The following is a 22,415-nucleotide window of genomic DNA, read 5'->3' on the forward strand; positions in this document are numbered from 1 at the left end:
AAGCGGCTCCGGCGCAGCCCCGTCGGAGTTCCCAAACGGGCTCTGAGCGGGTTCGACCTCCGTCAAAGCCCGGCGAGCGGCAGCGCCGAACCCTCGCGCAAGACCGCGTCGGTCTCGGCGGTCGGGCGCCCGTCGGCGTCGGCCAGCTGCAGGGCGGGCAGGAGGGCGAGCGGTCCGCGCGCACTCCTGGTCGCCCGCACGAGCACCCGCACCGCCGGCGCGTCCGGCTTGCCGTGCACCGGCAAGATCGCGACCGACCCGAATCTTTTCTCCGACAGCACCGCGAGCACCGCGCCGAGCCGGTCGGCCGGGTAGATCAGCGAAAATGTTCCGCCCGGTCGCAGCAGGCGGGCGGCGGTGGCGCACCAGACGGCGAGCAGATCGTCGTCGCCGAGATGGGCGGAGCGGCGTCCGGGATCGGGCGAGTGCGAGTGGCGGCCCGGCGCATGGAACGGCGGATTGGCAAGCACCCGGTCGATCGTGCCCGGCAGGAGGCCGGCGGCGGCGAGCGTTCGGGAATCGCCGACATCGGCCGCGACCGCCCGGACCCGGTCGGACAGGCCGTTCTGGGTGGCGTTCCGTCCGGCCGCCTCGGCGAGCGCCGGGTCGATCTCGACCAGTATCACGAGAAGGCCGGGCACCCGCCGGGCGAGCGCCAGCCCGGCCGCGCCGACGCCGGCGCCGAGCTCCACCGCCCGCTCGCCGTCACTGCCCGGTGTGGAGGCTGCGAGCAAGATCGCGTCGTGGCCGAAGCGGTGGCCGCGGCGCGGCTGGAGCAGCCGCAAGCGGCCGTTCAGCACCGCGTCCTCGGTCCACTCGCCGGTCCGGGCGTCGATCGCGCCGGTCCCGGCGTCCGTGGCCGAGCGTTCAGCGGGCATGCGGCCGCAGCTCGTGGCCGAGGCCGGCGTCGCGCAAGAGTTGCTGCGCCGCCGGGATGCGCTCTTCCGGCACCAGCACCCGGCGCGGCAGGATGCCGAGGGAGCCTTCGAGCACGCTCATGTTCTGGTCGAGCACCCAGTGGGTGATGCCGGCCCCGTCGAGCAGCGCGACGACGGCCGAGACCAGCACCGGGTCGTTGGTCCGCACGATCTCCTTCACAGGCGCTCCCTCACCCCGCGTGTCCATCGGCTCCGGCCGATCGCCCGTGCGCCGCGACGCTTGTTTTCCGGCGGTTTTCGTGGACCATGCGATCCGCTCGCCACGGGTTTCCACCACCTCCGGCCGGTCGTCCGCGAGCGGCTCGCGGACCAGCGGCAAACAGCCCACTTGCCCGAGCAGCGTAGCATTTCTATTGTCGCGGGTCCTTGATTTCGGAGAATCGGCTTTGGCCGTCGTTATTCCTTTCGAATCTCATTCCGGCGCAACCGTCGACACCCTGGTGAACCACGTGTCCGCCGACATGGAGCGGGTCAACGCCGCGATCCTGTCGTGCACCGGGTCCGAGGTCACCATGATCCCGGAGGTCGCCAATCATCTCATCACCTCGGGGGGCAAGCGGCTGCGGCCGATGCTCACCCTCGCGATGGCGCAGCTCTCGCGCTACGCGGGGGACGGGCACGTCAAGCTCGCCGCCTCGGTCGAGTTCATGCACACGGCGACGCTCCTGCACGACGACGTCGTGGACGAGAGCGACATGCGCCGCGGCAAGCTCGCCGCCCGCATGCTGTGGGGCAACGAGGCGAGCGTGCTGGTGGGCGACTTCCTGCTCGGCCAGGCGTTCAAGCTGATGGTCGAGGTCGGCAATCTGCGGGCTTTGGAAATCCTCTCCAATGCCGCGGCGGTGATCGCCGAGGGCGAGGTGCGCCAGCTCGGCACCGCCAAGAACACCGCCACCACCGAGGACGAGTATCTCGCCGTGGTGCGGGCCAAGACCGCCGAGCTGTTCGCCGCCGCCTGCGAGGTCGGGCCGGTGATCGCCGGGTTGCCCAAGGCCGAGCAGGCCGCGTGCCGCTCGTTCGGCATGAATCTCGGCATCGCCTTCCAGCTGGTCGACGACGTGCTCGACTACGGCGGCAAGGTCGCCAAGCTCGGCAAGAACGTCGGCGACGATTTCCGCGAGGGAAAGATCACGCTGCCGGTGGTGCTGGCGTTCCGGCGCGGCTCCGATTCCGAGCGCGAGTTCTGGCGTCGCACCCAGGAGACCGGCGAGGTGACCGACTCCGACCTCGAGCACGCGGTCTCGCTGATGGTCAAGCACCGCGCCCTCGAGGACACCGTGACCCGCGCCCGCCATTACGGCTCGATCGCCCGCGACGCGCTGGCGCTGTTTCCCGATGCGCCGATCAAGCAGGCGCTCGAGGAGGCGGTGGAGTTTTCCGTCAGCCGGACGCACTGACAGAGCGTCGGGATCCGCGATTGCAGGAGCCGCGGCCGTCGAGCGACGGTCGCGGCTTTTTCTGTTATCCTGCCAGGATGTCGGTTCACCCCCCCGTGCCCCGCACCACGACGGCCGCCGAAGGCTTGCCGCGCTGGCGATTCACGGTCGCCGAGATCGACCGGATGACCGAGCTCGGCATCTTTCTCGAGGACGATCGGATCGAGCTGATCGGGGGGGAGATCGTTCCGATGGCGTCGAAGGGCCGGCACCACGAGATTCTCAAGACCGCTCTGACGTTTTTCTGGGTGCCACGAACACCCGGTGATCTGGTGTTCTCGACTGAAACCACCTTCCGTCTGTCGGTCGACACGTTCCTCGAGCCTGATTTCGTCTTCTATCCGAAGGCGGGCGGCTGGGCGGGGCTTTCCGCCGACACCGCGCGGCTGGTGGTCGAGGTGTCGGACTCGAGCCTCGGCTACGATCTCGGCCGCAAGTCGGTGCTCTATGCCGGCTTCGGGATCGGCGAGCTGTGGGTGATCGACGCGGTGCGGATGACCACCCGCATTCACCGCGACCCGACGCCGGAGGGCTATCGCAAAACCTCCGACCACGCGGCCGGCGACCGGCTGGTGCCGGAGAAAATCCCGGAGATCGCGTTCGCGCTGTCGGAGCTGGAGCTGCACTGAAGTGCGTGTGAGTCGGGCATCGACAGAGACCGACCTCGTCCAGAGGAGCACTCCGCAGGAGTGCGTCTCGAAGGACGAGGCCAAGGACGTGAGTCGGACCCGGGCCTCATCCTTCGAGACGTCGCCTTCGGCGACCCTCGGGATGAGGTCATAGCTCGTCGTCATTGGCATGAGCCAGCCGGGAACGCCCGGTGACCAGCCGCGAAAAGAATCAGCAGGCGAGCGCCGAGGCCTGCACCCACCAGTCCGGATGCTTCGGCCCGAGCGCCAGCGCGGCGTCGGCCGCCTCGTGCGGGTCGTCGAACAGCGCGAAGCAGGTCGAGCCCGACCCCGACATCCTGGCGAGCCGGCAGCCGGACAGCCGGCGCAGCGTGTCGAGGAGATCGCCGACCGCAGGCGCGAGCGAGATCGCCGGCGCCTCGAGATCGTTGCCGTTGTCGGCGAGGTATTCGGAGAAGCCGTCCGGGTCGGCCGGCACCGCGTCGTCGCCGGGCCGGCCGCAGCGCTCGCCGGGCGTCAGGCCGAGCGCGCGAAACACGTCCTTGGTGGCGAGCGGAAAGCCGGGATTGACCAGCACCGCGTAGAGCGGCGGCAGCGAGAGCGGCGCCGACAGCTTCTCGCCGACGCCCCGCATCACCCGCGGTTTTCCGTCGAGGCACACCGGCACGTCGGCGCCGGTGGCGAGCGCCGCCGCCGCAAGCCGCGGGTCGTCGAGCGAGAGCCCGTTCTCGCGGGCGAGCAGGCGGAGCGCGGCCGCCGCGTCCGACGAGCCGCCGCCGAGCCCGCCGCCGGCCGGCAAACGCTTGACGAGATCGAAGGCGCCGGCCTTCAGTCCCGGCACCCGCGCGGCGAGGGCGCGGGCGGCCTTCAGCACCAGATTGTCGGCGGTCGGGCCTGCCTGTGGCGCGGTCGGGCCGGACACCGCGAGCCCGTTGGGCGCGTCGGGCGACAGCGTCAGCCGGTCGCCGGCGGTGGTGAAGGTGACCAGGCTTTCCAGCTCGTGATAGCCGTCGGCACGCTTGCCGAGCACCCGCAAGGTGAGGTTCACTTTTGCAGGCGCAGCGTCTTCCAGGAGACGGGGCGTAATCTCGGACACGCTCATCGAAGCCGGCTCCGTGACGGAGATCGGGGCGGCCTCAGCCGCCGCTGTTGGTCGCGGCCGCGTCGGCCGGCTTCGGCTTGTCGGCGTCGGCCGCGGTCGAAGGCTCGCCGGCGAGCCCGTTCTTCAGCTTCTGCTCGATCTTGGCGAGATCGTCCGGCTCGGGCTTGAGGTCGCGGGCGTGGGTCCACTGGAACTTTGCCTCGAGCTGCCGCCCGGCCTTCCAGTAGGCGTCGCCGAGATGGTCGTTGATGGTCGGGTCCATCGGCTTCAGCTCGACCGCCCGCTCGAGATTCTTGATCGCCTCGTCGACATTGCCGATGCGGTAATAGGCCCAGCCGAGCGAGTCGACGATGTAGCCGTCGTCCGGACGCTGCTCGACCGCGCGGCGGATCAGATCCATCGCCTCGTCGAGATTGACGCCCTGGTCGATCCACGAATAGCCGAGATAGTTCAGCACGTGCGGCTGGTCGGGCGACAGCTCGAGCGCCTTCTTCAGGTCGGCTTCCGCCTTCTTCCACTGCTTCGAGCGCTCGTAGCAGATGCCGCGGAAATAAAAGACCGTCCAGTTGGCGCGGGTCGGCTCGTCGATCCGCTCGATCGCCTTCGAGTAGGTGTCGGCGCACTCGGCGTACTTCTTGCGGTCGCGGAGAATGTTGCCGAGCGCGAGGATGGCTTCCACGTCGTCCGGATGCGCCTCGATCAGCTTGGAGAGGGTTTCGCGCGCCTCGTCGGTGCGGTCGAGCTGGTCGAGGTCGAGCGCCATCTGCACCTCGGCGTTCCGGTGCAGGACGGAGTCGGTCGGCACCTTCGCGTAGACGGCGATCGCCTGCTCGGGCTTCTTCATCGCCTCGTAGAGATCGGCGAGCGAGAGCAGCGCGAGCGGATGGTGCGGTTCGAGCCACAGCGCGAGCTGCAGATAGGCGAGGCCGCGGTTGGCGAGGCTCAGCTCCTCCTCGCGACGGGCGAGCGCCGCGCCGAGCCCGTACAGCGCCTCGGCGGCGCCGGCGCTCGGCGTGTCGACCAGCCGCGGCAGCGTCTCGCCCTTGCGCAGCTTGTCCATCGCGTCGCGCACCAGCGGGTGGCGCGGCAGCGACGAATCGAAGGTCTCCAAGACCTTCATCGCCTCGTCGGAGCGGCCGTTGCGCGACAGCCAGCTCGCATAGGCCTCGACCACCCGCAGCGCGGAGGAGTCGAGATTGTAGGCGCGCTCGAAGCGCTTGCCGGCGTCGCGGCTGCGGCCGGCGACATCGAGGATCAGGCCGGCATGGAGGTCCTTGAAGATCTGGTACCAGTCCGGCCCGTTGAGGCGATCGAGCGCCTCGATCGCGCCGCGCCAGTTGCGCGAGCCCTCGTAGGCCCAGCCGGCGAGCAGCGTGGCGATCAGGTCGCTCACCGGGCCGCGGGTCGCGCGGGCGAGCTGGGTGCGGGCCTGGCCGTACTGCTTGCGCTCCAGCGCGCGCACGCCGAGCACCAGGCGGACGTTCGGATTGTGGGCGTTGCGGTCGGCCTTCAGGAGGCGCTCGCCGAGCTTCACCGCCTCCTCGATCTCGCCGTCGGCGAGCACCGCGTAGAAGGCGAGCTCGAGCAGATCAGGATCGTTCGGGTCGGACTCGAGCGCGGCCTTGTAATAGGCGGAGGCGGAGGCCGAGTCGCGGCCGGCATTGGCGTGGCGCGCCGCGAGATAGTCGCCGGCGAAGCTCGATGCGGGCAGCTCGCGCACCGACTCCTTCTGGGAGGCGGGCGGCGCCGGGGACTGGGCGGCGATCGCGCTCGGCAGGCTCGTGACGATGACGGCGGCGGCGGCGAGAGCCACGGCTCGGAACGGCGGCAAGCGTCTCACGAGTGACTCTTCTCCCTGTGGACGAACGGGTCGCCGTGCAGCGGCGTATGCCCCCGACGAGCGGGCTGCCGGCGGATGGGTTCTAGAACGGTCGGCGAACATCGACAATGACCGGTTTGCCCGACGGCTGCAAGCGAGGGAACCGGCCGCTCGAATGAGCGCGCGAAGGCGGCGGTTTGGCGGCGCGCCGATGGCGCCGCGATGTCCTCGCGAAAAAGCGTCGCAGGCCGCTTTTTCCTTTCGTGCGGCACCCGTCACATGCACGCGAGGGTGGTGCCACGCGGCCTCCGGCCGGGTCCCGCAACTGTCCGGAAGCGCACGGAGGGAATTGCCGCGCGCACCCATGCGCGCACCCATGCACGCGCCCGGTGCGAGACCGGCTCCCACCCCGGTACCCGCAGGCGGCAGAACGTGCTTTGGAACGGTCGTCGCGCGGGCCGCGCCTTCGCCGGACGAACGGCGGGGGGCGGTGCCGGGCGACACCGGGAGAGCACCGTGAATCCGACGCCCGTCACCGGCAAGACCGCGACCGTCTATCAGGCGCTGCGGGTGGAGATACTCGACTGCCGGCTGGCGCCCGGCGTGCAGATTTTCGAGCAGGACCTCGCCGAGCGATTCGGCGTGTCGAAGTCGCCGGTGCGCGAGGCGCTGCTGCGGCTGTGCCAGGAGGATCTCGTCGAGGTCAAGGCGCGCAGCGGCTACCGGGTGGCGCCGATCTCGGCGAGCCAGGTCAACGAGATGTACGAGATGCGCATCATGTACGAGACGACCTGCGCGTCGCTCGCGGTGGCGCACGCCTCCGACGACGACCTGCGCCGGCTCGAGGCCTGCCGGGTGCCGGCGGTGGACGCCGACATCGATGCCTGGATCGTCGCCAACCGGCGCTTCCACATGGCGCTCGCCTCGCTCTGCGGCAATGGCCGGCTCGGCAGGACGGCGGCCGAGTTCATCGACCAGTTCACCCGCTTCACCCGGGTGAGCGCGACCCGGCTGCGCCGCACGCTGCCGCTCGAGCCTCTGGTCGACGAGCACGAGCAGGTGCTGGCCGCACTTCTGGCGCGCGACGCGGCGCGCGCCCGCGAGGTCCTCGCCGCCCATATCGACAGCGCCCGCAGCCGCATTCTCGATGCGCTGTCGTGCCAGTCGATCTTTCGCGATTTTCCGTGAGGCCCGGCGGAAGGCGCGGCCGGAAAAAAATCAGTCGTGGTGGTTGTTGGTGCGAGAATTGTCGCGGATCGCCAACAGCCCGTCCTTGATGGCGTTGCGGATGCCTTCCTCGATCAGCGTGCGGGCGACGCCGGGCACGCTGGTGCCGTGCGTGCCCTGCCGCACCAAACGCTCCAGATAGCCGATCGTCGCCAGCGAGAGCGTGATCGGGATTCTGTCGGTCTCGGCTTTCTCGGTGGCCATGCCGGGAACGTTAACGCACCCGGAGAGGCACGGAAAAGACTCGAAAAGGAGTCGCTTTCGGTTTTTGCGGCCGTGCGGGGCGTCGGCGGTGGCCCGGTCAGCCGTAGCGGCGCTGCGCCTCGAGCGCCAGGCCGAGCCCGACCGCGCCGAACCGGTCGCCGTCGACCGGGCGGGCCTGTGGCACCGCCGCGAGCACCGCCCGCCGCACCGCGGGAACCAGGCTGGTGCCGCCGGTGAAGAACACCACGTCGATCGCCTCCGGCGTCAGCCCGGCGCGGGCGACGCAGGCGAGCGCGGCGGCGCGCAGCCGCTCGTTCTGCCGGCCGGTGCTCTCCTCGAACGTTTCGCGCGAGGCGGTGACGGACAGGCCGGGCTCGATCCAGTCGAGCGCGAGCCGGGTCGTCGCCTGCTCGGTGAGGTCGATCTTGGCGGTCTCGACGTCGATCAGGATGCTGTGGCCGCGACGGTGGTCGATCACCCGGATCAGCCGCTCCACCAGCTCCGGCCGGCGGGCGGCGCGGCGCACGTGCCGCAGCTCGGAGAGGATCTTCGGGTCGTACAGCCGGTTGACGCTCGACCAGGTGGACAGGTCGAAATAGGGGCCGGACGGCACGTCGACGTCGCCACGGCTCATCGGCGTGCCGTAGCCGAGCGCCGGCATCACGCTCGCCATGCTGAGCGCCCGATCGTAGTCGGTGCCGCCGATCCGCGCGCCGTCGTTCGCCAGGATGTCGTTGCGGCGGTCGGGGCAGGTACGCCGGGCCGGGTCGAGCCGCACCACCGTGAAGTCGGAGGTGCCGCCGCCGATGTCGGCGATCAGCGCCAGCGTCTCGCCGGCGATCTCGCGCTCGAAGGCGAACGCCGCCGCCACCGGCTCGAACTGGAACGACACCTCCGCGAAGCCGACCGCCTTGGCGATCGCGGCGAGCGTCGTCTCGGCCGCCGCGTCGGCGGCCTGATCGTCGTCGACGAAATGCACCGGCCGGCCGAGCACCACGTGGTCGAGCGGCTCGCCGAGCTGCATCTCGGCGCGCGCCTTCAGCGTCCGGACATAGGTGCCGACGATCTCCTGGAACGAGATTCTTCGCCGCGCGATGCGGGTCGTCTCGTCGACCAGGGCGGTGCCGAGGATCGATTTCAGCGCCCGCATGAAGCGCCCGCCGACGCCGTCGACATAGGCGCCGATCGCGGCGCGGCCGATCAACAGGGCGTCGTGCTTGTCGAGCCCGAAAAAGACCGCGCTCGGCACCGTCGTGTTGGCGCCCTCGAGAAAGAGAAGCTCCGGCCCGTTCGCGCGAAACACGCCGAGGGTCGAGTTGGAGGTGCCGAAGTCGAGCCCGCAGGCGTGGGGCAATCGGCGAGGAACGGCGTGCGGCATGACGCGGCGGCGGGCTCTGCTGTGGGGAAAGCGGGGGCCGGTTCAATAGGCCGGGCGGCCGGCGGTTTCAATGCCGCATTCTGCCGCTTCCGGTGTTTTCACGCATCGGTGTGCACGCAAAGGTACGTCGCGGCGGCCGAGAGCGTCGGCGGTGCCGGCCGGCGCGTCGGCTCAGAACAGCGAGCCCTGTCCGGAGCTCGACGGCTCCTCTCGCTTCGATTCGCGCTTTTGCGCTGGGCGCCGTGCGGTCGCCGCCTTCGCTGCGGGCCTTTCAGTGGCCGGCATCGGCCCGAGCGGGGCCAAGAGGTCGGGCGAATCGTTCGCCGTGCGGTTGACGGCGGCCGACACCTCGTAGGCTTCCAGGAGATCGTCGGAGGCGGGGACGACCAGCTCCAGCGCGTCGCGCGGATCCTCACCGGCGCAGTCCAGCCAGCGCGGAAACGCCGCCTCCGGCACGATCACCGGCATCCTGTCGTGCAGCGCGGCGAGCGTCGCGTTCGCCCGTGTGGTGACGATGCAGGCGGTCTCCAGCTCCTCGCCGTTCGGCCCTGTCCACGCCTCCCAAATCCCGGCGAAGGCGAACGGCGCGCGGTCGCGGCGGCGGATGAAGAAGGGCTGCTTGATCTTCCCCTCCGCCTTCCACTCGAAGAAGCCGTCCGCCGGAACGAGGCAGCGGCGGCGCCTGATCGCATTGCGGAAGGCCGGCTTGTCGAGCAGCGTCTCGCCGCGGGCGTTGATCAGCAGCGAGAACGTCCGCGGGTCCTTCACCCAGGACGGGATCAGCCCCCAGCGCATCAGCACGAATTCACGCGTGCCCCGGTCCTCGCGCACCACCGCGATCGGCTGGGTCGGTGCGATGTTGAATCGTGGCGGGAAATTCGGCCGCTCGGGGTAGCCGAATGCCGCCCGCAAAACCTCCGGCGTGCTGCCGAGGACGAACCGGCCACACATGAATCGCTCTCCTGTCGACGCTTTAATGCAGCCTTAACCGAGCCGGTCGAGTGTTTCCGAAAACCGTCGCACGCCATTCATCCTGATGACCTCATCGCCGCCCACTGCCCCGCCCGATTTGCGCGCCCAGGCGCGCGATCCGGCCGTGCTGGCGCGGGCGAACATCAATCCCGTGACCCGGCTGGCAACCGATTACCTCAACCACTACAACGAGGTGATCATGCTGCTCGAAATGCTGGAGTCGTGCCCGGAGTTCGTCCCGGACATCGTCGGCTGGCAGCCGCTGCGCTACGACGAGTACTTCGTCAAGTCGCGCTTCAAGGATCGCGAGCTGGCGCTGGTCGCCTGGGAGATCGCCGAGCCGAGCGCCCGCCAGGAGCTCGAGGCGCTGTCGGACCACATGAACGCGATTCTCGACGCCACCCTCGATGCGCTGAAGCTCGAGCTGTCGGCGCGTGCGACCGCCCGGCTCGGCACCGAGGCGAGCGGCTGGCTCAAGCCGATCGTCGCGCGGGCGGGCTCGGTGATCAATGGCGAGCACCTCGCCGGCGCCACCGAGGACGAGCACCAGGCGATGGTCGACGTCGTGTTCGGACGCAACGGATGAGCGCCCCCGTGGCCGGTTCCGAGGCCCGTCGCTATCCGGCACGGCCGTGGCTCGCGGTCAGCGCCGCGATTTTTCGCGATGGCCGGGTGTTGCTGGTGCGCCGAGCACGGGAACCGGCGCGCGGCACCTGGACGCTGCCGGGCGGCGGGGTCGAGCTCGGCGAGACGCTGCTGGAGGCGGTGCGGCGCGAGGTGGCCGAGGAGACCGGGCTCGCGATCGACCCGATCGGCATCGCCGGCCATCGCGACGTAATCGTCCACGACGGGAAGGGGCGGGTGGAGCGGCATTTCGTGGTGCTCGCCTTCGCCGCCCGCTCGGCCTCCGGCGAGCCGGTGCTCGACGCCGAGCTCGACGCGTTCGGCTGGCACGACCCGGCGGCGCTCGACGCCCTCTCGACCACCGACGGCCTCGCCGCCATCGTCGTCGCCGCCGAGGGCATGATCGGCTGACGCGGTCCCGGCTGCCGACGGGCGCCTTGCGGTCGACGCGATTGCGTCGCAGACAGGGGCGTCTCGAACCGGTTCTCGCCCGATGCCTCGTCTCGCCCGCCGTCTCGCCCGCCGCTTCACCGGCCCGTTGGCCGTCCTCGCTCTGGTCGCCTGCGTGCTCGCCGCGCCGCTTTCGGCCCGGGCGGAGGAGCACACCGTGCCGTTCGACGACGACCTGCGGCGGCTGTCGGAAATCCTCGGGGCGCTGCATTACCTGCGCGACGTGTGCGGCGCCGACGAGGGCCAGAAATGGCGCACCGAGATGCAGCATCTGGTCGACGCCGAGGCGCCGAGCGGGCTGCGCCGCGCCCAGATGATCGCGAGCTTCAACCGCGGCTACCGCGTCTATCGCCAGAGCTACCGGACCTGCACCCCGTCGGCCGCCACCGCGATCCGCCGCTACCTCGAGGAGGGCTCCAAGATCGCCCGCGAGGTGACGGCCCGCTACGCCAACTGACCGGCCGGCGGCCGCCGAAAGCTCGTCCACCGAAAAATCGACCCGTCGCGTTAACCGTTCTTAAAGGAACGGCTGGCCGCCCCCGACTCGCATGCTAAGACTTTCGACGGACGCTCGATTCGGGGCACGCGAAGCGAACACGTGGTGGGACTGGGAATGTCGATGGAGAATGCCGTACGCGACACGTCCGAGGACGACGAGGTGTATGCGGATCAGGAGCAGAAGCGGGCGGCGCTCGGCCATCTCAAGGAGGCGTGGGCGGATGCCTGGGCCGAGGGGATCGACGGCGACTGCCTCGCGCAGGCGTCGCTGTTCGTCGCGTTGACCGAGCTGGTCTCGACCTATGGCGAGGACGCCACCGCGCGGTTCGCGGAAAGCCTGCCGCGCCGGATCGCCGCCGGCGAGTTCTCCGTGATTCTGTCGCGCCAGTGAGCCGGCGATTCGCGCTCCCCTCCGGCCCACGGGCCGGGCGGACGGCGGCGGCATGAGGGCGGGCGACGAGGGGCGGTCGGTGGCCGCCGGCGAGCCCGCGGGGGCTGCGCCGTTCGTCCACCGCGTCACCGTCGGCTGGGGCGACTGCGATCCCGCCGAGATCGCCTATACGCCGCGCATTCCGGCCTGGGCGCTCGAGGCGCTGGAGGCGTTCTGGACGCAGCGGATCGGGGTATCGTGGTACGCGCTGCACGCCGAGCGCGGGCTGCAGACGCCGTTCGCCCATCTCGCCTTCGACTTCCGCGCACCGGTGACGCCGCGCCTCCCGCTCGACTGCGAGGTGGTGCCGACGCGGCTCGGCGAGCATTCGATCACCTATCGGGTGCGCGGCCGGCAGGACGGCCGGCTGTGCTTCGAGGGCGAGCTGGTCTCGGTGTTCGTCGCCTCCGGCGGCATGGTCCCGCACCGGCCGCCCGACGATCTCGCGCAAAAAATCCGGGACTTCATTCCGTCGGCCTGAGCCGTGGGCCGGCGACGACGAAAGCGCGTGACGAAAAAATCCCCGCCCCGAGGGGGCGAGGATCGGTATTTTCGAATTCAAGATGGGCGCGAGCGTCGCTCAGGCCGACTTCACGCTGTCGACCGTGGTCTTCCACTTCGACATGCTCTCGGCGATGATCCGCGTCGAGGTCATGGCGGCCTGGTTGAGCTGGGTGTAGCCGGCCAGCTCGCGCTGGACCCGCTCGCCCTCGCTGGTGATGTAGTCGCGCAGCGCCGTCAGCTCGCCGATCAGGTTCTCGATCTCGGCGAGCGAGGTGCCGGCCACCCGTTGCACCAGTGTGCCGATGTTGTTGGCGGCGAACTCGCCGCTGTTCGGATCGGTGTTGCGGCGCACCGGCGCAAAATCGCGCCGGACGAACTCGCGGATCTCGCCTTCGAAGTTGGTGGCCGCCGTCTCCACGTCGAGGCGCTCGTCGATGTGGTCCTCCAGGCGAGCCTCGTCGTGGGTCTCGTTCGTCGTCACGGTCAAATCCCCTTTTCCCGTTGCGGGACCGTCCGGCCTCGAAGGCGGATGGTCTGCTTCCCCACTGGCCGGCCGGCGTGCTCGCCGGGACCGGATTGGCGCGTCGACCGCAGTACACCCGAACATTGGGGCCGGGGCACGGCGATCCTGCGGCACTTTCGTCCAAATTGTCTAGGAACCGTAAAGGTTTCGTTGACGCGCCGGGAGGGTGGGGAGGAATCCCGGCCAAAGCTCCCGCACCGCGAGCGGCAATTCGGTGCGGCGGCCGCCTGCGGAACCCGTCCGTCACGCGAGCCTCCGTGACGCGAGCGTCACGCGAGCCTCCGTGACGCGATCCTCCGTGACGCGAGCGTCCGTCACGCGAGCGTGTCGGCGGGTGGCGGAACCGGTCCGGCAGCGGCCGGTTGGCGGCCGGGGAGGGAAAGATCCGGAGGACGTCATGACACGCCTGCTCGCGCTCGGCCTCGCGCTCGTCTCGGGGACCGCCGTCGCCAACGCCCAGACCGTGATCTCGCGCGAGGTCGCCAACGAGCCGGTCGAGACCATCATCGCCCGCGGCCCGGACGGCCTGACGGTGATCCGCCGGCCGCTGCAGACCATGGCGCCGCCGATCGTCTCGACCACCCCGGTCTATCCGACCTGGGGCTTCGGGCAGCCCGGCTGGGGCACCCCGAACTACGCCTCGGGCTGGGTCGCCCTGCCGGCGCCGCCGCCGCCCGCCGGCACGGTGACGGTCGAGCCCTACGCGCCCGCCGACACGGTGACGACCACGGTGGTCGAGCAGGAGCCGGTCGAGGAAATGGCGCCGCCGCCACGCACGCTGCGCGGTGGCCGGCCGCCGATCATGGCGCGCGCCGTCGAGCCCGATCCCGACGCCCGTCCGGCCCGCGCCACCCGGGTGAGCCGCACCGCCACCCGCCGCGCCGCCATGCGCCGTGCGAGCGCCGCGGCGCCGCTGCCGCGCGCCGCCCCGGCCGAGCGCGAGGTGGTCTATCGCACCCTCGTGCAGGAGCAGACCTACGACCCGGCGCTGCTGCCGCGGGTCGCCCCGGCCAGGGGCTACGACTGGAACGGCGACTGGACACGGCGGTGGTGAGCGACCGCCGTATCCGAACGAAGGGCGTGAACTAGATCGCGTCCGCCCGCGTTTTCGGTTCGAGCGACGGCGTCGCGGCGAGGGTTCGTCGCGTCGCCGTTCATCCCGTCGCACGGTCGACCCTCGCACGGAGCCGGATTTCACCATGACCTCGAGCTTCTCGTCCTCGCACTCCTCGTCCCGTTCGCTTCCCGGCACCCCGCAACGTGCGCGGCGGATGACCGACGCCGAGATCAATGCCGCGATCGATCGCAAGATCGAGCGCAACGTTCTGTTCTATGCCGACCATCTCGACGAGATCCCGCAGCGCCTGCGCGAGCTCGACGCCGAATGGGACCTCGAGCGCGCGCTGCAGGCGAACGCCGCCACCATCACTGTGCTCGGCTCGCTGCTCACCCTCACCCGCGGCGCCCGCTACATGCTGCTGCCGGCGGTGGTCGGCGGCTTTCTGCTCCAGCACGCGACCCAGGGCTGGTGCCCGCCGCTGCCGATCATGCGGCGGCTCGGCTTCCGCACGTCGCGCGAGATCGAGGTGGAGCGCAACGCGCTGAAGGCGCTGCGCGGCGACTATGGCGACGTGCCGAAGGACGGTGAGGCGTCCGCCCGTGCCCGCGCGGCGCTGAAGGCGGCGCAGATGGATTCGGTCGGCCATTCGCCGGGCGCGATCCGCTCCACCGTGTCGCCGCCGACCGTTCCGCACCCGGTGTGAACTGACGACTTCGATGCCGCTAAGGAGCGGCCGGTGATCGCGCCGGCCGATACGGGCCGCACGGCGCGTCGCACGGGAAGGACGGCGATGGCACGATCCGTCCTCGTTGTTCTCGCGCTCGCCGTGGCGCTCGTCGCTCTGCTCGGCCCCGCGGCGGCGCAGCCGCGCGCGACGTCCGCCGCGGCGGACGGGCAGGGCACCGCGCTTTTGATCGACGTGGCGGGCCCGATCGGTCCGGCGGCGGCCGCCCACGTTACGCACGGTCTCGCCGAGGCCGAGGCGCGCGGCGCCGCCGTGCTGGTGCTGCGGCTCGACACGCCGGGCGGCCTCGCCTCCTCGATGCGCGAGATCGTCCAGGCGATCCTGCGCGCGCCGCTGCCGGTGATCGCCTTCGTCGGGCCGAGCGGCGTGCGGGCGGCGAGCGCCGGCACCCATATCGTCTATGCCTCGCATCTCGCGGCGATGGCGCCGAGCACGCATCTCGGGGCGGCGACCCCGGTGTCGCTCGGCGGCGGCGGCCTGCTCGGCAGCGGCGACGAAGAGAAGACGAAAGACGAGGCGAAGAACGGCGAGACGCCGAAGGACGCGCACACGGCCAAGGCGGTGAACGATGCGGTGGCGGCGATCCGCGGCCTCGCCGAGCTGCGCGGCCGCAACGCCGACTGGGCCGAGCGCGCGGTGCGGGGCGCAGAAACGCTCACCGCCGCCGCCGCCGCGAAGGAGCGGCAGGTGATCGAGATCGTCGCCCGCGACGTGCCCGACCTGCTGGCGCAGGCCGACGGCCGCACCGTGCGGCTCGGCGATCGCGACGTGACGCTGGCGACCCGTGGGCTCGCGGTGGTGCCGCTGTCGCCCGACTGGCGCACCCGTCTGCTCGGCGTGATCACCGACCCGAACATCGCTTATGTGCTGCTGCTGATCGGCCTGTACGGGCTGCTGTTCGAGGCGCTGTCGCCGGGCGCCGCGTTTCCCGGCGTGATCGGCGGCATCTCGCTGCTGGTCGCGCTCTATGCGCTCGACCTCTTGCCGATCTCCTATGCCGGCGCCGGCCTTCTGCTGCTCGGCGTCGCGCTGATGGTGGCGGAGGCTTTTTTGCCGTCGTTCGGCGCGCTCGGCATCGGCGGCGTCGTCGCCTTCGCGGCCGGCTCGCTCTTTCTGTTCGATCCGGCGCCGGGCGTGGAGGTGGGCCTCTCGTGGCCGGTGGTCGCCGTCGCCACGCTCGCCACCGCCGGCTTCCTGACGATCGCGCTCGCCGCCGCCTGGCGCGCGCACCGCCGCGCGGTGGTGACCGGCGAGCAGGAGCTGATCGGCGCGACCGCCGAAGTTTTGCGCTGGGAGACCGACCACGGCGACGTCCACGTGCACGGCGAGATTTGGCGTGCGCTGTCGGCGACGCCGGCGCCGCTCGCGGCCGGCGCAAAAGTCCGGATCACCGGCCGCACCGGGCTGACGCTGCGGGTCGAGCCCGCTCCGCCGGCCTCCCGCGCCGTACCACCGTGACGCCGTGAAGGAGACGACCATGCAGGGGTTTCTGGGCAGCGTTCCTTATCTCGTCGTTCTCGTCCTGGTGCTGGCGGTCGTTCTCGCCTCGATCCGCATCATGCGCGAGTACGAGCGCGGCGTGGTGTTCACGCTCGGCCGCTTCTCCGGCGTCAAGGGGCCGGGCCTGATCTTTCTGATCCCGATCGTGCAGCAGATGGTGCGGGTCGATCTCCGCACGCTGGTGCTCGACGTGCCGACCCAGGACGTGATCACCCGCGACAACGTCTCGGTGAAGGTGAATGCGGTGCTGTATTTCCGCGTGGTCGATCCGGACAAGGCGGTGATCCAGGTCGAGAACTTCATGGCGGCGACCAGCCAGCTCGCCCAGACCACGCTGCGCTCGGTGCTCGGCAAGCACGAGCTCGACGAGCTGTTGGCCGAGCGCGACAAGCTCAACCGCGACATCCAGGAGATTCTCGACAGCCAGACCGACGCCTGGGGCATCAAGGTGGCGAACGTCGAGATCAAGCACGTCGACATCGACGAGAGCATGGTGCGGGCGATCGCCCGCCAGGCGGAGGCCGAGCGCTACCGGCGGGCCCGCATCATCGGCGCGGAGGCCGAGCACCAAGCGGCCGAGAAACTGGTCGAGGCCGGCGAGATGCTGGCGCGCCGGCCGGAATCGATGCAGCTGCGCTATCTCTCGACGCTGCAGGACATCGCCGGCGAGAAGAACTCGACCATCGTGTTTCCGGTGCCGGTCGATCTGATCCAGTCGCTGCTCGAGCGCGTGACGGCGGGCGGCGCGCCGCCGTCCGCCTCGCCCGGCGGCCCGGCCCGCAGCGGACGCAGCAAGGCGCCGCCGCCGGCGTGAGGCTCGCGCGCCGGCATCACGGATCGGTCCGGCCGTCGCCGAGCGTCTCGAGGTTTCGGCGCAGCGCCGGGTCGAGCCCGAGACGCGCGGCGAGATCGTCGAGCCACGCGCGCTCGATCGCGGTGTCGGCATCGATCGCGAGATAGGCGGCGAGATAAACCTTGGCCGCCTCCTCCGGCGAGCCGGCATCGGCGGCGAGCGAGCCCGGCGTGTCGGGCCGCGCGATCAGCGCCTCGAGCATGGTCCGCTCCTCGGTCGAGAGCGCGCTTCCCTCGACCTTGTCGATCAGCCGGCCGCGCTCGACCTCGTCGATCCGCCCGTCCGCCATCGCTGCGCCGATCATCGCCCGCAGCAACAGGAGCGCCGAGGGATCGGCGACCTCCGCGCCGGTGAGCCCGGCGCCGCCGAAGCCTCCGGCGCCGGCGGTCTCGCGGGGTGCGTCGCGGGCGGGGCCGCCCTCGCTCTGCGGCAGCATCTCGCGGATCGCGTCGGTGACGCCCTGCGGCAGCACCGGACGGCCGGCGCGGTAGTTCTGATACGCCTTGTAGGCGAGGCCGCCGATCACCGCCGCGGCGCCGATCTTCAGCGCCGTGCCGGCATATTTGCGCGCGTGCTTGGAGCCGAGCAGCACACCGGCGAGCCCGCCGGCCAGCGTGCCGCCGAGCACCCCGCCGCCGCTGCCGCCGAGCAGGTCGCCGAGCCCGCCGCCGCCGGCGCCGCCACTCCGTCCGCCGAGAAAGCTCGCCGGCTGGTCGGCGCCGCCGACCCCGGGCGTCTCCAGCCCCGGCGTGACGGAACCCGGCGGGCTGCGGCCCGGCTCGAAGGCGCGCCCGAGCCGGTCGGGCACGCCGGCGGCCTCGCGCGGGTCGCGCCGCGCGCCCGGCTGGTCACCGGCGAGCACGGCAGTGAGAATCTTGTTCACGTCGATCATGATCGCCTCCTCGTGGGCGGGTTTTTCTTTGGTCGGCGCGGTCAGCCCGCGCGGTCCGGCGCGGCCCTGGCCTCGTCCGGCGTCGACGCCTCGTCCCGCCGTGTCTTCCACATCGAGAACAGGATGCCCGCCGCCAGCATCGCTGCCGTCGTGCCGAGCGCGACCAGCGGGTCGACCTTGCCGACGAAGTGGCCCCAGAAGATCTTTGCGCCGATGAAGATCAGCACCGCCGCCAGCGCGTATTTGAGGTAGCGGAACCGCTGAACCGAGGCGGCGAGCGCGAAATAGAGCGCGCGCAGGCCGAGCACCGCGAAGATGTTGGACGTGTAGACGATGTAGGGATCGGTCGTGATGCCGAAGATCGCCGGCACGCTGTCGACCGCGAAGACGATGTCGGCGATCTCGATCAGGATCAGCGCCACCATCAGCGGCGTCGCCAGCAGCACCGGCTTGCCGCCCTCCTCGGTCGGCTCGCGCACGAAGAAGGCGGTGCCGTGCGTCTTCTCGGTCATCGGCAGCCAGCGGCCGAGAATCTGCCGGATCCGCCCGCCGGCGATGCCGGGGCCGTCGTCCATCGAGGTCACCATCCGGATGCCGGTGACGATCAGGAGCGCGCCGAACGCGAGCAGCACCCACTCGAACTGCGACACCAGCGCCGCGCCGAGCCCGATCATGACGCCGCGCAGCAGCACCACGCCGAGAATGCCGTAGAACAGCACACGGTGCTGCAGCTTCGGCGGGATCGCCAGGGTGGTGAAGATCAGCGAGATGACGAAGATGTTGTCGAGCGCCAGCGTCTTCTCGAGCAGATAGCCGGTGTACCAGGTGACGCCGGCTTCCGAGCCGAGCCGGAACCAGACGAAGCCGCCATAGACGAGTGCCACCGCGATGTAGCCGGCCGACAGGAGCAGACTTTCGCGGGCCGATATTTCGTGAGGCTTGCGGTGGAGGACGCCGAGGTCGAAGGCGAGCAGCGCGACGACGATCACGGCGAACAGGAGCCACACCCAGACGGTGTGACCGAGCCAAGAATCAAACAGGAAGCCGGGCAAAAACTCCATCGCATCCTCCAGTGACGGCGCGGCCGCGTCGCAGTGAAAGATCCGACATCACGGCCCGTGCGGGACAACGCACGAAAAGCCGCCAGAGGGGCCCGGATCGAACGAACTCGACCGATATAGGCGGCGCAGCGCGACGATCCAGACGGCACGCGACGCCGGCTTTTGCGCCAAAGTGCCGCACGGGGCGGCCGATCACGACCTCGCGAAGCGGGCTATCCGACCGCCCCGCGCTCGGGCAGACTTTTGCGTCGTGTCGATCGCCGGCCGGCAGCGACCGGGAGGCCGTGTGGGTGCGAGCGATCGTCGCGCCGCGGCGATTTTCGGGCTCGGCGCCGGATCGTTCGGTGGGCCCGCCGCGTTGCGTTGCCGGCGTCGCCGATCGCCGATCGGTCGGAAGCTCGACCGATCACGAGAAGCGTTACCGATCACGAGCGGCAGCGCCGACCTCCGAGCCGTTGCTCTTTCGTCTCGAACCGCGGTTTCGTCTCGAACCCGAGACCCATCAGGAGAACGACCATGAAGACCCTCGGCATCGTCGTCTGCACCGCCGTCTCCCTCGGCCTCGTCGGCACCGCCTCGGCGTGCGGCGCGAGCGCGTCGGCATCCTCGAAGTTCCAGCGTTTCGCCCAATCGTCGTCCGGCGCGGCGGTCGAGCAGTCGCCGGGCGAGGCGCGCGAGCAAACCCTCGACGCGACGCGGCCCGCGGCTCCGGGCGGGGCGGTCGGCCCCGCCACCACCGGCTCCGGCGCGATGCACGACGGCATGCCGGCCGGCGGGACGCGCGGCGACGGGGTGCGGGGTGACGGGATGCGCGGCGATGCCGCAACCCCCGGCCACACCACGATGCCGGGCAGCGGCACCGCTCCCGGCGGCGCGACGGCGCGCTGACCGCGCGTCGCACGTTCTTGCTTTTCCAGGAGGGCGGGCGTCCGGCGCGGACGCCCGTTCGGTCTCGGCCGGCGCGCCGGCCAGACGTCACGCGCCGGGCGCCGACTGCTCCAGCCCCGCGCTGACGAAGTTCACCGTCTGCGGCGCCGTGACGGCGGCGAGGATCTTTTCCATGATGCGCAGATAGCCGAGGTCGACGGTGCCTTCCGCGGTGCCCTCGACGGTGCCGGCCGGATCGCTCGGATCGAGCTCCAGGTCGAAGCCCTCGCCGGCATAGCGCACCCGCGACGCCAGCGTCCGGGTCTCCAGCCGCACCACCCGGCCCTTGAAGCGGCCGTGCATGCGTACGCCCGCGCTGGTCTTCTCCAGCACGAAGCCGTCGCGCTGCGGCGCCGCCTCGAACGCCTCGATGCTGCCGAAGAACATCGGCTTGACGAGATACGGCCCGCCGTCCTCAGGGCACAGCACGTCGCAGGTGCCGCACTCGTTGCAGGCGTCGGCATAGGTGCCGATCTGCCGCGGTTTTTGGATCACCAGCGTGCCGGTCGGCTCGGTGAGCCAAGCGCCGCAGGTCTGCACCAGCCGCTCGATCGGCGTCTCGCCCTTCGGGATCACGAACGAGAAGTTGGCGTCGTTCGGGCAGACCGGAATGCACTTGTCGCAGGCGAGGCAGTCGAACAGCACGAGATTGCTGCCGACCTTTTTCGGCGGCGTCGCGTTCTCGTCGGCGTGATAGCGCGGATTGGTCGCGACCACGGCTGCGTAAGCCGCGGTGTTGGCGAGCTTTGCCGCCGACAGCCAGGCCGGAAACGACTCGGCTGCAGCCGCGCGTAAATCGCCGTCGCCGGCGAGCGCGGCGAGGCAGGCAGCCTCCCTGTCGGGTGCGAGCGCAAGGCTCTTCAGCGTCGTCTCGGCATTGCCGAACGATCTGATCACGAACGTGTCGATATCGGCCGCGCCGACCGCCGCCATCCGGGTCGCGAGCGAGGCGACGTAGCGGGAGCCGCGGCGATAGCCGCCGGGCCTGAGAAAGTTGGTGCACACCGTCACCGGCTGCACGCCGAGCGCCACCGTGTCGGCGAAATTGCCCTCGTCGATGCCGGCCGAGAAGGAGATCGGGAAGCGGTCGCCGAACTCCTTGCGGAACCGGTCCACCAGCGTGATGGCGATCGGGTGCAGCGGCGGGCCGGAGAGGTACATCACCTCCTCGGCGGCCGAGAAGAAGGTCTTGTGGTTTCTCACCACCAGCGTGTTGGAGAACTTCACGCCGAATTTCTTGCCGTGCCGCTCGGCGAGCCGGCCGAGCCGGTCGACGAAGGCGGTCACCTGGTGCCAGCTCGCGTCCTTGTCGAACGCGCTGTCGGGCACCTCGATCTCGGTGTAGCCGAGCTTGCCGTGCAACAGCTCGGTCAGCGCCTCGCGCCCGAGCAGCGTCGGGTTGAGCTTGACGATCACGTCGAGCCCGATCTCCTCGATCAGGAACGCGGCGATCGCCTCGATCTCGTCGGGCGGGCAGCCGTGGAAGGTCGACAGCGTGAGGGTGTCGGAGAGCTTTTTCGGGTAGGGCAGGTCGCGGTACGCCGCCCACGCGTCGGGGATCTCGGCGCGCAAGCGGTCGATGGTCGCCGAGGCGTCCATCATCCCGGCCATGAAGCCGCGCACTCTTGGCGAGCGGATGCCCTCGAGGTCGTAGCCGACGCTCATGTCGAACACGGTCTCGTCGAGGCCGGAGACGACGCCCGCCGCCTTCAGCATCTCGATCAGCATCGCCGCCTTGACATACTCCTCGTGCGACTGCTCGAGCGTCAGCTCCTGCGACCATTCCACGTTGAAGCCGACGGTGGCGACGTCGATGCACGGGCGCGACAGCGCGAGCCGGTCCTTGATCTGCACCGTCTTCAGCTCGATCACCCGGCCGCCCGCGAGCCAGGACGACACGATGTTCTGCGCCATCTGGGTGTGCGGGCCGGCGGCCGGGCCGAACGGGGTGGCGATGCGGCGTCCCTGGAAGGACGTGCCGATGTCGCGGCCGGGTGGCGGCTGCACGAAGAATTTTTCGGGGAGATCGAACGCCGAGTGCTTTTGCGCGAGCTCGCGGAACAGGCGTGTCACGAGCACGCCGAGCGGAATGGGGACCAGATCGACCATGGCCGGCAAGCTCGTCTGCGGGGGCAGCCGGTGCAATTCGGCGTATTACGGAGAAAGTTTGAAAACGAAGGTTTTTGCGACCACGACGCACGCGAACTCCCTCTCCCTCTCGTGGGGCGGGGTGAAGAGCGGCGCCGAAAAAATCCGAAATCCGAAACTTTCGCCTCAGCGGCTGCCGACCTTGGCGAGGCGCAGCACCAGCCAGATCGGGATCACCAGCACCGCGCCGAGCAGGAAGTAGCGCCACAGCCACAGAACCGCGTCGAAGCCCATGTTCCAGACATGGAGAAAGAGCCGCTCGACGCTGCGGAAGATGTCGCGCGGGTCGAGCCCGAGCGCCGACAGCACGACGCCGACCAGCACCGACAGGAGCACCAGCCGCAGCAGCACCGCCCCCGGCGAGCCGCCGAGAAACCGGTGCAGGCCCGACCGCCCCGTGCCGCCCTCGTACCGCACCCGTCGCGCCTCCGGTTCGTTGCTCATCGGATTTTTTCCCTGTCGACGCGCCGCCCGCCGGTCTGCCTGGTCGCGCTC

Annotated in this window: 25 protein-coding genes; 13 read left to right on the top strand and 12 right to left on the bottom strand. The window is 70.5% G+C overall.

Annotated features, from left to right (window positions below; translation table 11 throughout):
* Nucleotides 1-62: 62 nt before the first annotated feature.
* Complete coding sequence (locus A33M_RS06730; RefSeq protein WP_008385003.1) at nt 63-878, bottom strand: tRNA1(Val) (adenine(37)-N6)-methyltransferase; 816 nt, start codon at nt 876-878, stop codon at nt 63-65.
* Nucleotides 868-1,098 carry a putative signal transducing protein gene (locus A33M_RS06735; RefSeq protein WP_008385005.1) on the bottom strand — a complete coding sequence of 77 codons (231 nt, stop codon included), beginning with the start codon at nt 1,096-1,098 and terminating at the stop codon, nt 868-870. Before A33M_RS06735 ends, A33M_RS06730 begins: the two co-directional genes overlap by 11 nt.
* 226 nt (nt 1,099-1,324) lie before the next feature.
* Between A33M_RS06735 and A33M_RS06740 the strand changes: the two genes are divergently transcribed.
* Nucleotides 1,325-2,335, top strand: coding sequence for a polyprenyl synthetase family protein (locus A33M_RS06740; RefSeq protein ID WP_008385010.1), 1,011 nt, complete (start codon nt 1,325-1,327; stop codon nt 2,333-2,335).
* Between the two features lie 95 nt (nt 2,336-2,430).
* The gene (locus tag A33M_RS06745; protein WP_008385012.1) at nt 2,431-3,003 is read left to right on the top strand and encodes a Uma2 family endonuclease; all 573 of its coding nucleotides are present in this window, start codon (nt 2,431-2,433) and stop codon (nt 3,001-3,003) included.
* A 211-nt stretch (nt 3,004-3,214) separates the two neighbouring features.
* Here the strand turns inward: A33M_RS06745 and A33M_RS06750 are convergent, their stop codons facing one another.
* Nucleotides 3,215-4,105 carry a 4-(cytidine 5'-diphospho)-2-C-methyl-D-erythritol kinase gene (locus tag A33M_RS06750; protein ID WP_008385014.1) on the bottom strand — a complete coding sequence of 297 codons (891 nt, stop codon included), beginning with the start codon at nt 4,103-4,105 and terminating at the stop codon, nt 3,215-3,217.
* A gap of 34 nt (nt 4,106-4,139) precedes the next feature.
* Nucleotides 4,140-5,918, bottom strand: a complete 1,779-nt coding sequence (locus A33M_RS06755; RefSeq protein WP_202801809.1) for a tetratricopeptide repeat protein — start codon at nt 5,916-5,918, stop codon at nt 4,140-4,142.
* Between the two features lie 522 nt (nt 5,919-6,440).
* On the opposite strand from A33M_RS06755, the gene A33M_RS06760 reads away from it, so the two are divergent.
* Nucleotides 6,441-7,112 (top strand): GntR family transcriptional regulator, encoded by a 672-nt coding sequence (locus A33M_RS06760; protein WP_008385019.1) that lies wholly within the window; start codon nt 6,441-6,443, stop codon nt 7,110-7,112.
* Nucleotides 7,113-7,142: 30 nt separating this feature from the next.
* Here A33M_RS06760 and A33M_RS06765 read toward each other — a convergent pair whose 3' ends face one another.
* The 3 genes from A33M_RS06765 to A33M_RS06775 all read right to left on the bottom strand — a co-directional run bounded on the left by A33M_RS06765 (nt 7,143) and on the right by A33M_RS06775 (nt 9,684).
* Nucleotides 7,143-7,355, bottom strand: a complete 213-nt coding sequence (locus A33M_RS06765) for a hypothetical protein (protein ID WP_008385021.1) — start codon at nt 7,353-7,355, stop codon at nt 7,143-7,145.
* 97 nt (nt 7,356-7,452) lie between these two features.
* A complete protein-coding gene (locus tag A33M_RS06770) occupies nt 7,453-8,709 on the bottom strand; it encodes an Hsp70 family protein (RefSeq protein WP_237718308.1) in 1,257 nt (418 codons plus the stop codon).
* Between the two features lie 195 nt (nt 8,710-8,904).
* Nucleotides 8,905-9,684, bottom strand: coding sequence for an SOS response-associated peptidase (locus tag A33M_RS06775; RefSeq protein WP_008385024.1), 780 nt, complete (start codon nt 9,682-9,684; stop codon nt 8,905-8,907).
* 85 nt (nt 9,685-9,769) lie between these two features.
* On the opposite strand from A33M_RS06775, the gene A33M_RS06780 reads away from it, so the two are divergent.
* The 5 genes from A33M_RS06780 (at nt 9,770) to A33M_RS06800 (ending at nt 12,188) form a co-directional block, all read left to right on the top strand.
* A complete protein-coding gene (locus A33M_RS06780) occupies nt 9,770-10,291 on the top strand; it encodes a hypothetical protein (RefSeq protein ID WP_040619620.1) in 522 nt (173 codons plus the stop codon).
* Nucleotides 10,288-10,740 carry an NUDIX hydrolase gene (locus A33M_RS06785; protein WP_052026904.1) on the top strand — a complete coding sequence of 151 codons (453 nt, stop codon included), beginning with the start codon at nt 10,288-10,290 and terminating at the stop codon, nt 10,738-10,740. The genes A33M_RS06780 and A33M_RS06785 overlap by 4 nt, the downstream gene beginning before the upstream one ends.
* Nucleotides 10,741-10,822: 82 nt before the next feature.
* Nucleotides 10,823-11,236, top strand: coding sequence for a TIGR02301 family protein (locus A33M_RS06790; RefSeq protein WP_008385036.1), 414 nt, complete (start codon nt 10,823-10,825; stop codon nt 11,234-11,236).
* Nucleotides 11,237-11,398: 162 nt separating this feature from the next.
* Nucleotides 11,399-11,668 carry a hypothetical protein gene (locus tag A33M_RS06795; RefSeq protein ID WP_040619629.1) on the top strand — a complete coding sequence of 90 codons (270 nt, stop codon included), beginning with the start codon at nt 11,399-11,401 and terminating at the stop codon, nt 11,666-11,668.
* A 52-nt stretch (nt 11,669-11,720) separates the two neighbouring features.
* On the top strand, nt 11,721-12,188 hold the full coding sequence (locus A33M_RS06800; RefSeq protein ID WP_157223369.1) for an acyl-CoA thioesterase: 468 nt from the start codon (nt 11,721-11,723) through the stop codon (nt 12,186-12,188).
* A gap of 99 nt (nt 12,189-12,287) precedes the next feature.
* Here the strand turns inward: A33M_RS06800 and A33M_RS06805 are convergent, their stop codons facing one another.
* On the bottom strand, nt 12,288-12,692 hold the full coding sequence (locus A33M_RS06805; RefSeq protein WP_202801810.1) for a hypothetical protein: 405 nt from the start codon (nt 12,690-12,692) through the stop codon (nt 12,288-12,290).
* Between the two features lie 439 nt (nt 12,693-13,131).
* Between A33M_RS06805 and A33M_RS06810 the strand changes: the two genes are divergently transcribed.
* The 4 genes from A33M_RS06810 (at nt 13,132) to A33M_RS06825 (ending at nt 16,853) form a co-directional block, all read left to right on the top strand.
* Complete coding sequence (locus A33M_RS06810; RefSeq protein ID WP_008385045.1) at nt 13,132-13,788, top strand: hypothetical protein; 657 nt, start codon at nt 13,132-13,134, stop codon at nt 13,786-13,788.
* Between the two features lie 217 nt (nt 13,789-14,005).
* Nucleotides 14,006-14,497, top strand: a complete 492-nt coding sequence (locus A33M_RS06815) for a YgaP family membrane protein (RefSeq protein WP_085977059.1) — start codon at nt 14,006-14,008, stop codon at nt 14,495-14,497.
* 87 nt (nt 14,498-14,584) lie between these two features.
* Complete coding sequence (locus tag A33M_RS06820; protein WP_008385050.1) at nt 14,585-15,997, top strand: NfeD family protein; 1,413 nt, start codon at nt 14,585-14,587, stop codon at nt 15,995-15,997.
* 19 nt (nt 15,998-16,016) lie between these two features.
* Entirely contained in the window at nt 16,017-16,853 is an 837-nt protein-coding gene (locus A33M_RS06825; RefSeq protein WP_040619621.1) for a slipin family protein, read from the top strand.
* 16 nt (nt 16,854-16,869) lie between these two features.
* Here the strand turns inward: A33M_RS06825 and A33M_RS06830 are convergent, their stop codons facing one another.
* Both A33M_RS06830 and A33M_RS06835 read right to left on the bottom strand, forming a co-directional pair.
* A complete protein-coding gene (locus A33M_RS06830) occupies nt 16,870-17,784 on the bottom strand; it encodes a tellurite resistance TerB family protein (RefSeq protein ID WP_008385054.1) in 915 nt (304 codons plus the stop codon).
* 41 nt (nt 17,785-17,825) lie between these two features.
* Nucleotides 17,826-18,845, bottom strand: coding sequence for a TerC family protein (locus A33M_RS06835; protein WP_008385056.1), 1,020 nt, complete (start codon nt 18,843-18,845; stop codon nt 17,826-17,828).
* 516 nt (nt 18,846-19,361) lie between these two features.
* Here A33M_RS06835 and A33M_RS06840 point away from each other — a divergent pair.
* Nucleotides 19,362-19,733, top strand: coding sequence for a hypothetical protein (locus A33M_RS06840; RefSeq protein ID WP_008385060.1), 372 nt, complete (start codon nt 19,362-19,364; stop codon nt 19,731-19,733).
* Nucleotides 19,734-19,820: 87 nt separating this feature from the next.
* Here A33M_RS06840 and A33M_RS06845 read toward each other — a convergent pair whose 3' ends face one another.
* Both A33M_RS06845 and A33M_RS06850 read right to left on the bottom strand, forming a co-directional pair.
* A complete protein-coding gene (locus tag A33M_RS06845) occupies nt 19,821-21,881 on the bottom strand; it encodes a glutamate synthase (protein ID WP_008385062.1) in 2,061 nt (686 codons plus the stop codon).
* 165 nt (nt 21,882-22,046) lie between these two features.
* A complete protein-coding gene (locus A33M_RS06850; protein ID WP_008385064.1) occupies nt 22,047-22,364 on the bottom strand; it encodes a DUF6460 domain-containing protein in 318 nt (105 codons plus the stop codon).
* Between the last annotated feature and the right edge of the window lie 51 nt (nt 22,365-22,415).

It is taken from the genome of Rhodovulum sp. PH10 (genome assembly GCF_000293785.1).
In the GTDB taxonomy this organism is placed as follows: domain Bacteria; phylum Pseudomonadota; class Alphaproteobacteria; order Rhizobiales; family Xanthobacteraceae; genus Rhodoplanes.

Coding starts and splice junctions, on each gene's coding strand:
- A33M_RS06765 (WP_008385021.1), bottom strand. CDS start 7,355: ATGGCCACCGAGAAAGCCGAGACCGACAGAATCCCGATCACGCTCTCG.
- A33M_RS06730 (WP_008385003.1), bottom strand. CDS start 878: ATGCCCGCTGAACGCTCGGCCACGGACGCCGGGACCGGCGCGATCGAC.
- A33M_RS06820 (WP_008385050.1), top strand. CDS start 14,585: ATGGCACGATCCGTCCTCGTTGTTCTCGCGCTCGCCGTGGCGCTCGTC.
- A33M_RS06775 (WP_008385024.1), bottom strand. CDS start 9,684: ATGTGTGGCCGGTTCGTCCTCGGCAGCACGCCGGAGGTTTTGCGGGCG.
- A33M_RS06845 (WP_008385062.1), bottom strand. CDS start 21,881: ATGGTCGATCTGGTCCCCATTCCGCTCGGCGTGCTCGTGACACGCCTG.
- A33M_RS06815 (WP_085977059.1), top strand. CDS start 14,006: ATGACCGACGCCGAGATCAATGCCGCGATCGATCGCAAGATCGAGCGC.
- A33M_RS06840 (WP_008385060.1), top strand. CDS start 19,362: ATGAAGACCCTCGGCATCGTCGTCTGCACCGCCGTCTCCCTCGGCCTC.
- A33M_RS06825 (WP_040619621.1), top strand. CDS start 16,017: ATGCAGGGGTTTCTGGGCAGCGTTCCTTATCTCGTCGTTCTCGTCCTG.
- A33M_RS06785 (WP_052026904.1), top strand. CDS start 10,288: ATGAGCGCCCCCGTGGCCGGTTCCGAGGCCCGTCGCTATCCGGCACGG.
- A33M_RS06835 (WP_008385056.1), bottom strand. CDS start 18,845: ATGGAGTTTTTGCCCGGCTTCCTGTTTGATTCTTGGCTCGGTCACACC.
- A33M_RS06795 (WP_040619629.1), top strand. CDS start 11,399: ATGGAGAATGCCGTACGCGACACGTCCGAGGACGACGAGGTGTATGCG.
- A33M_RS06750 (WP_008385014.1), bottom strand. CDS start 4,105: ATGAGCGTGTCCGAGATTACGCCCCGTCTCCTGGAAGACGCTGCGCCT.
- A33M_RS06780 (WP_040619620.1), top strand. CDS start 9,770: ATGACCTCATCGCCGCCCACTGCCCCGCCCGATTTGCGCGCCCAGGCG.
- A33M_RS06850 (WP_008385064.1), bottom strand. CDS start 22,364: ATGAGCAACGAACCGGAGGCGCGACGGGTGCGGTACGAGGGCGGCACG.
- A33M_RS06830 (WP_008385054.1), bottom strand. CDS start 17,784: ATGATCGACGTGAACAAGATTCTCACTGCCGTGCTCGCCGGTGACCAG.
- A33M_RS06790 (WP_008385036.1), top strand. CDS start 10,823: ATGCCTCGTCTCGCCCGCCGTCTCGCCCGCCGCTTCACCGGCCCGTTG.
- A33M_RS06800 (WP_157223369.1), top strand. CDS start 11,721: ATGAGGGCGGGCGACGAGGGGCGGTCGGTGGCCGCCGGCGAGCCCGCG.
- A33M_RS06810 (WP_008385045.1), top strand. CDS start 13,132: ATGACACGCCTGCTCGCGCTCGGCCTCGCGCTCGTCTCGGGGACCGCC.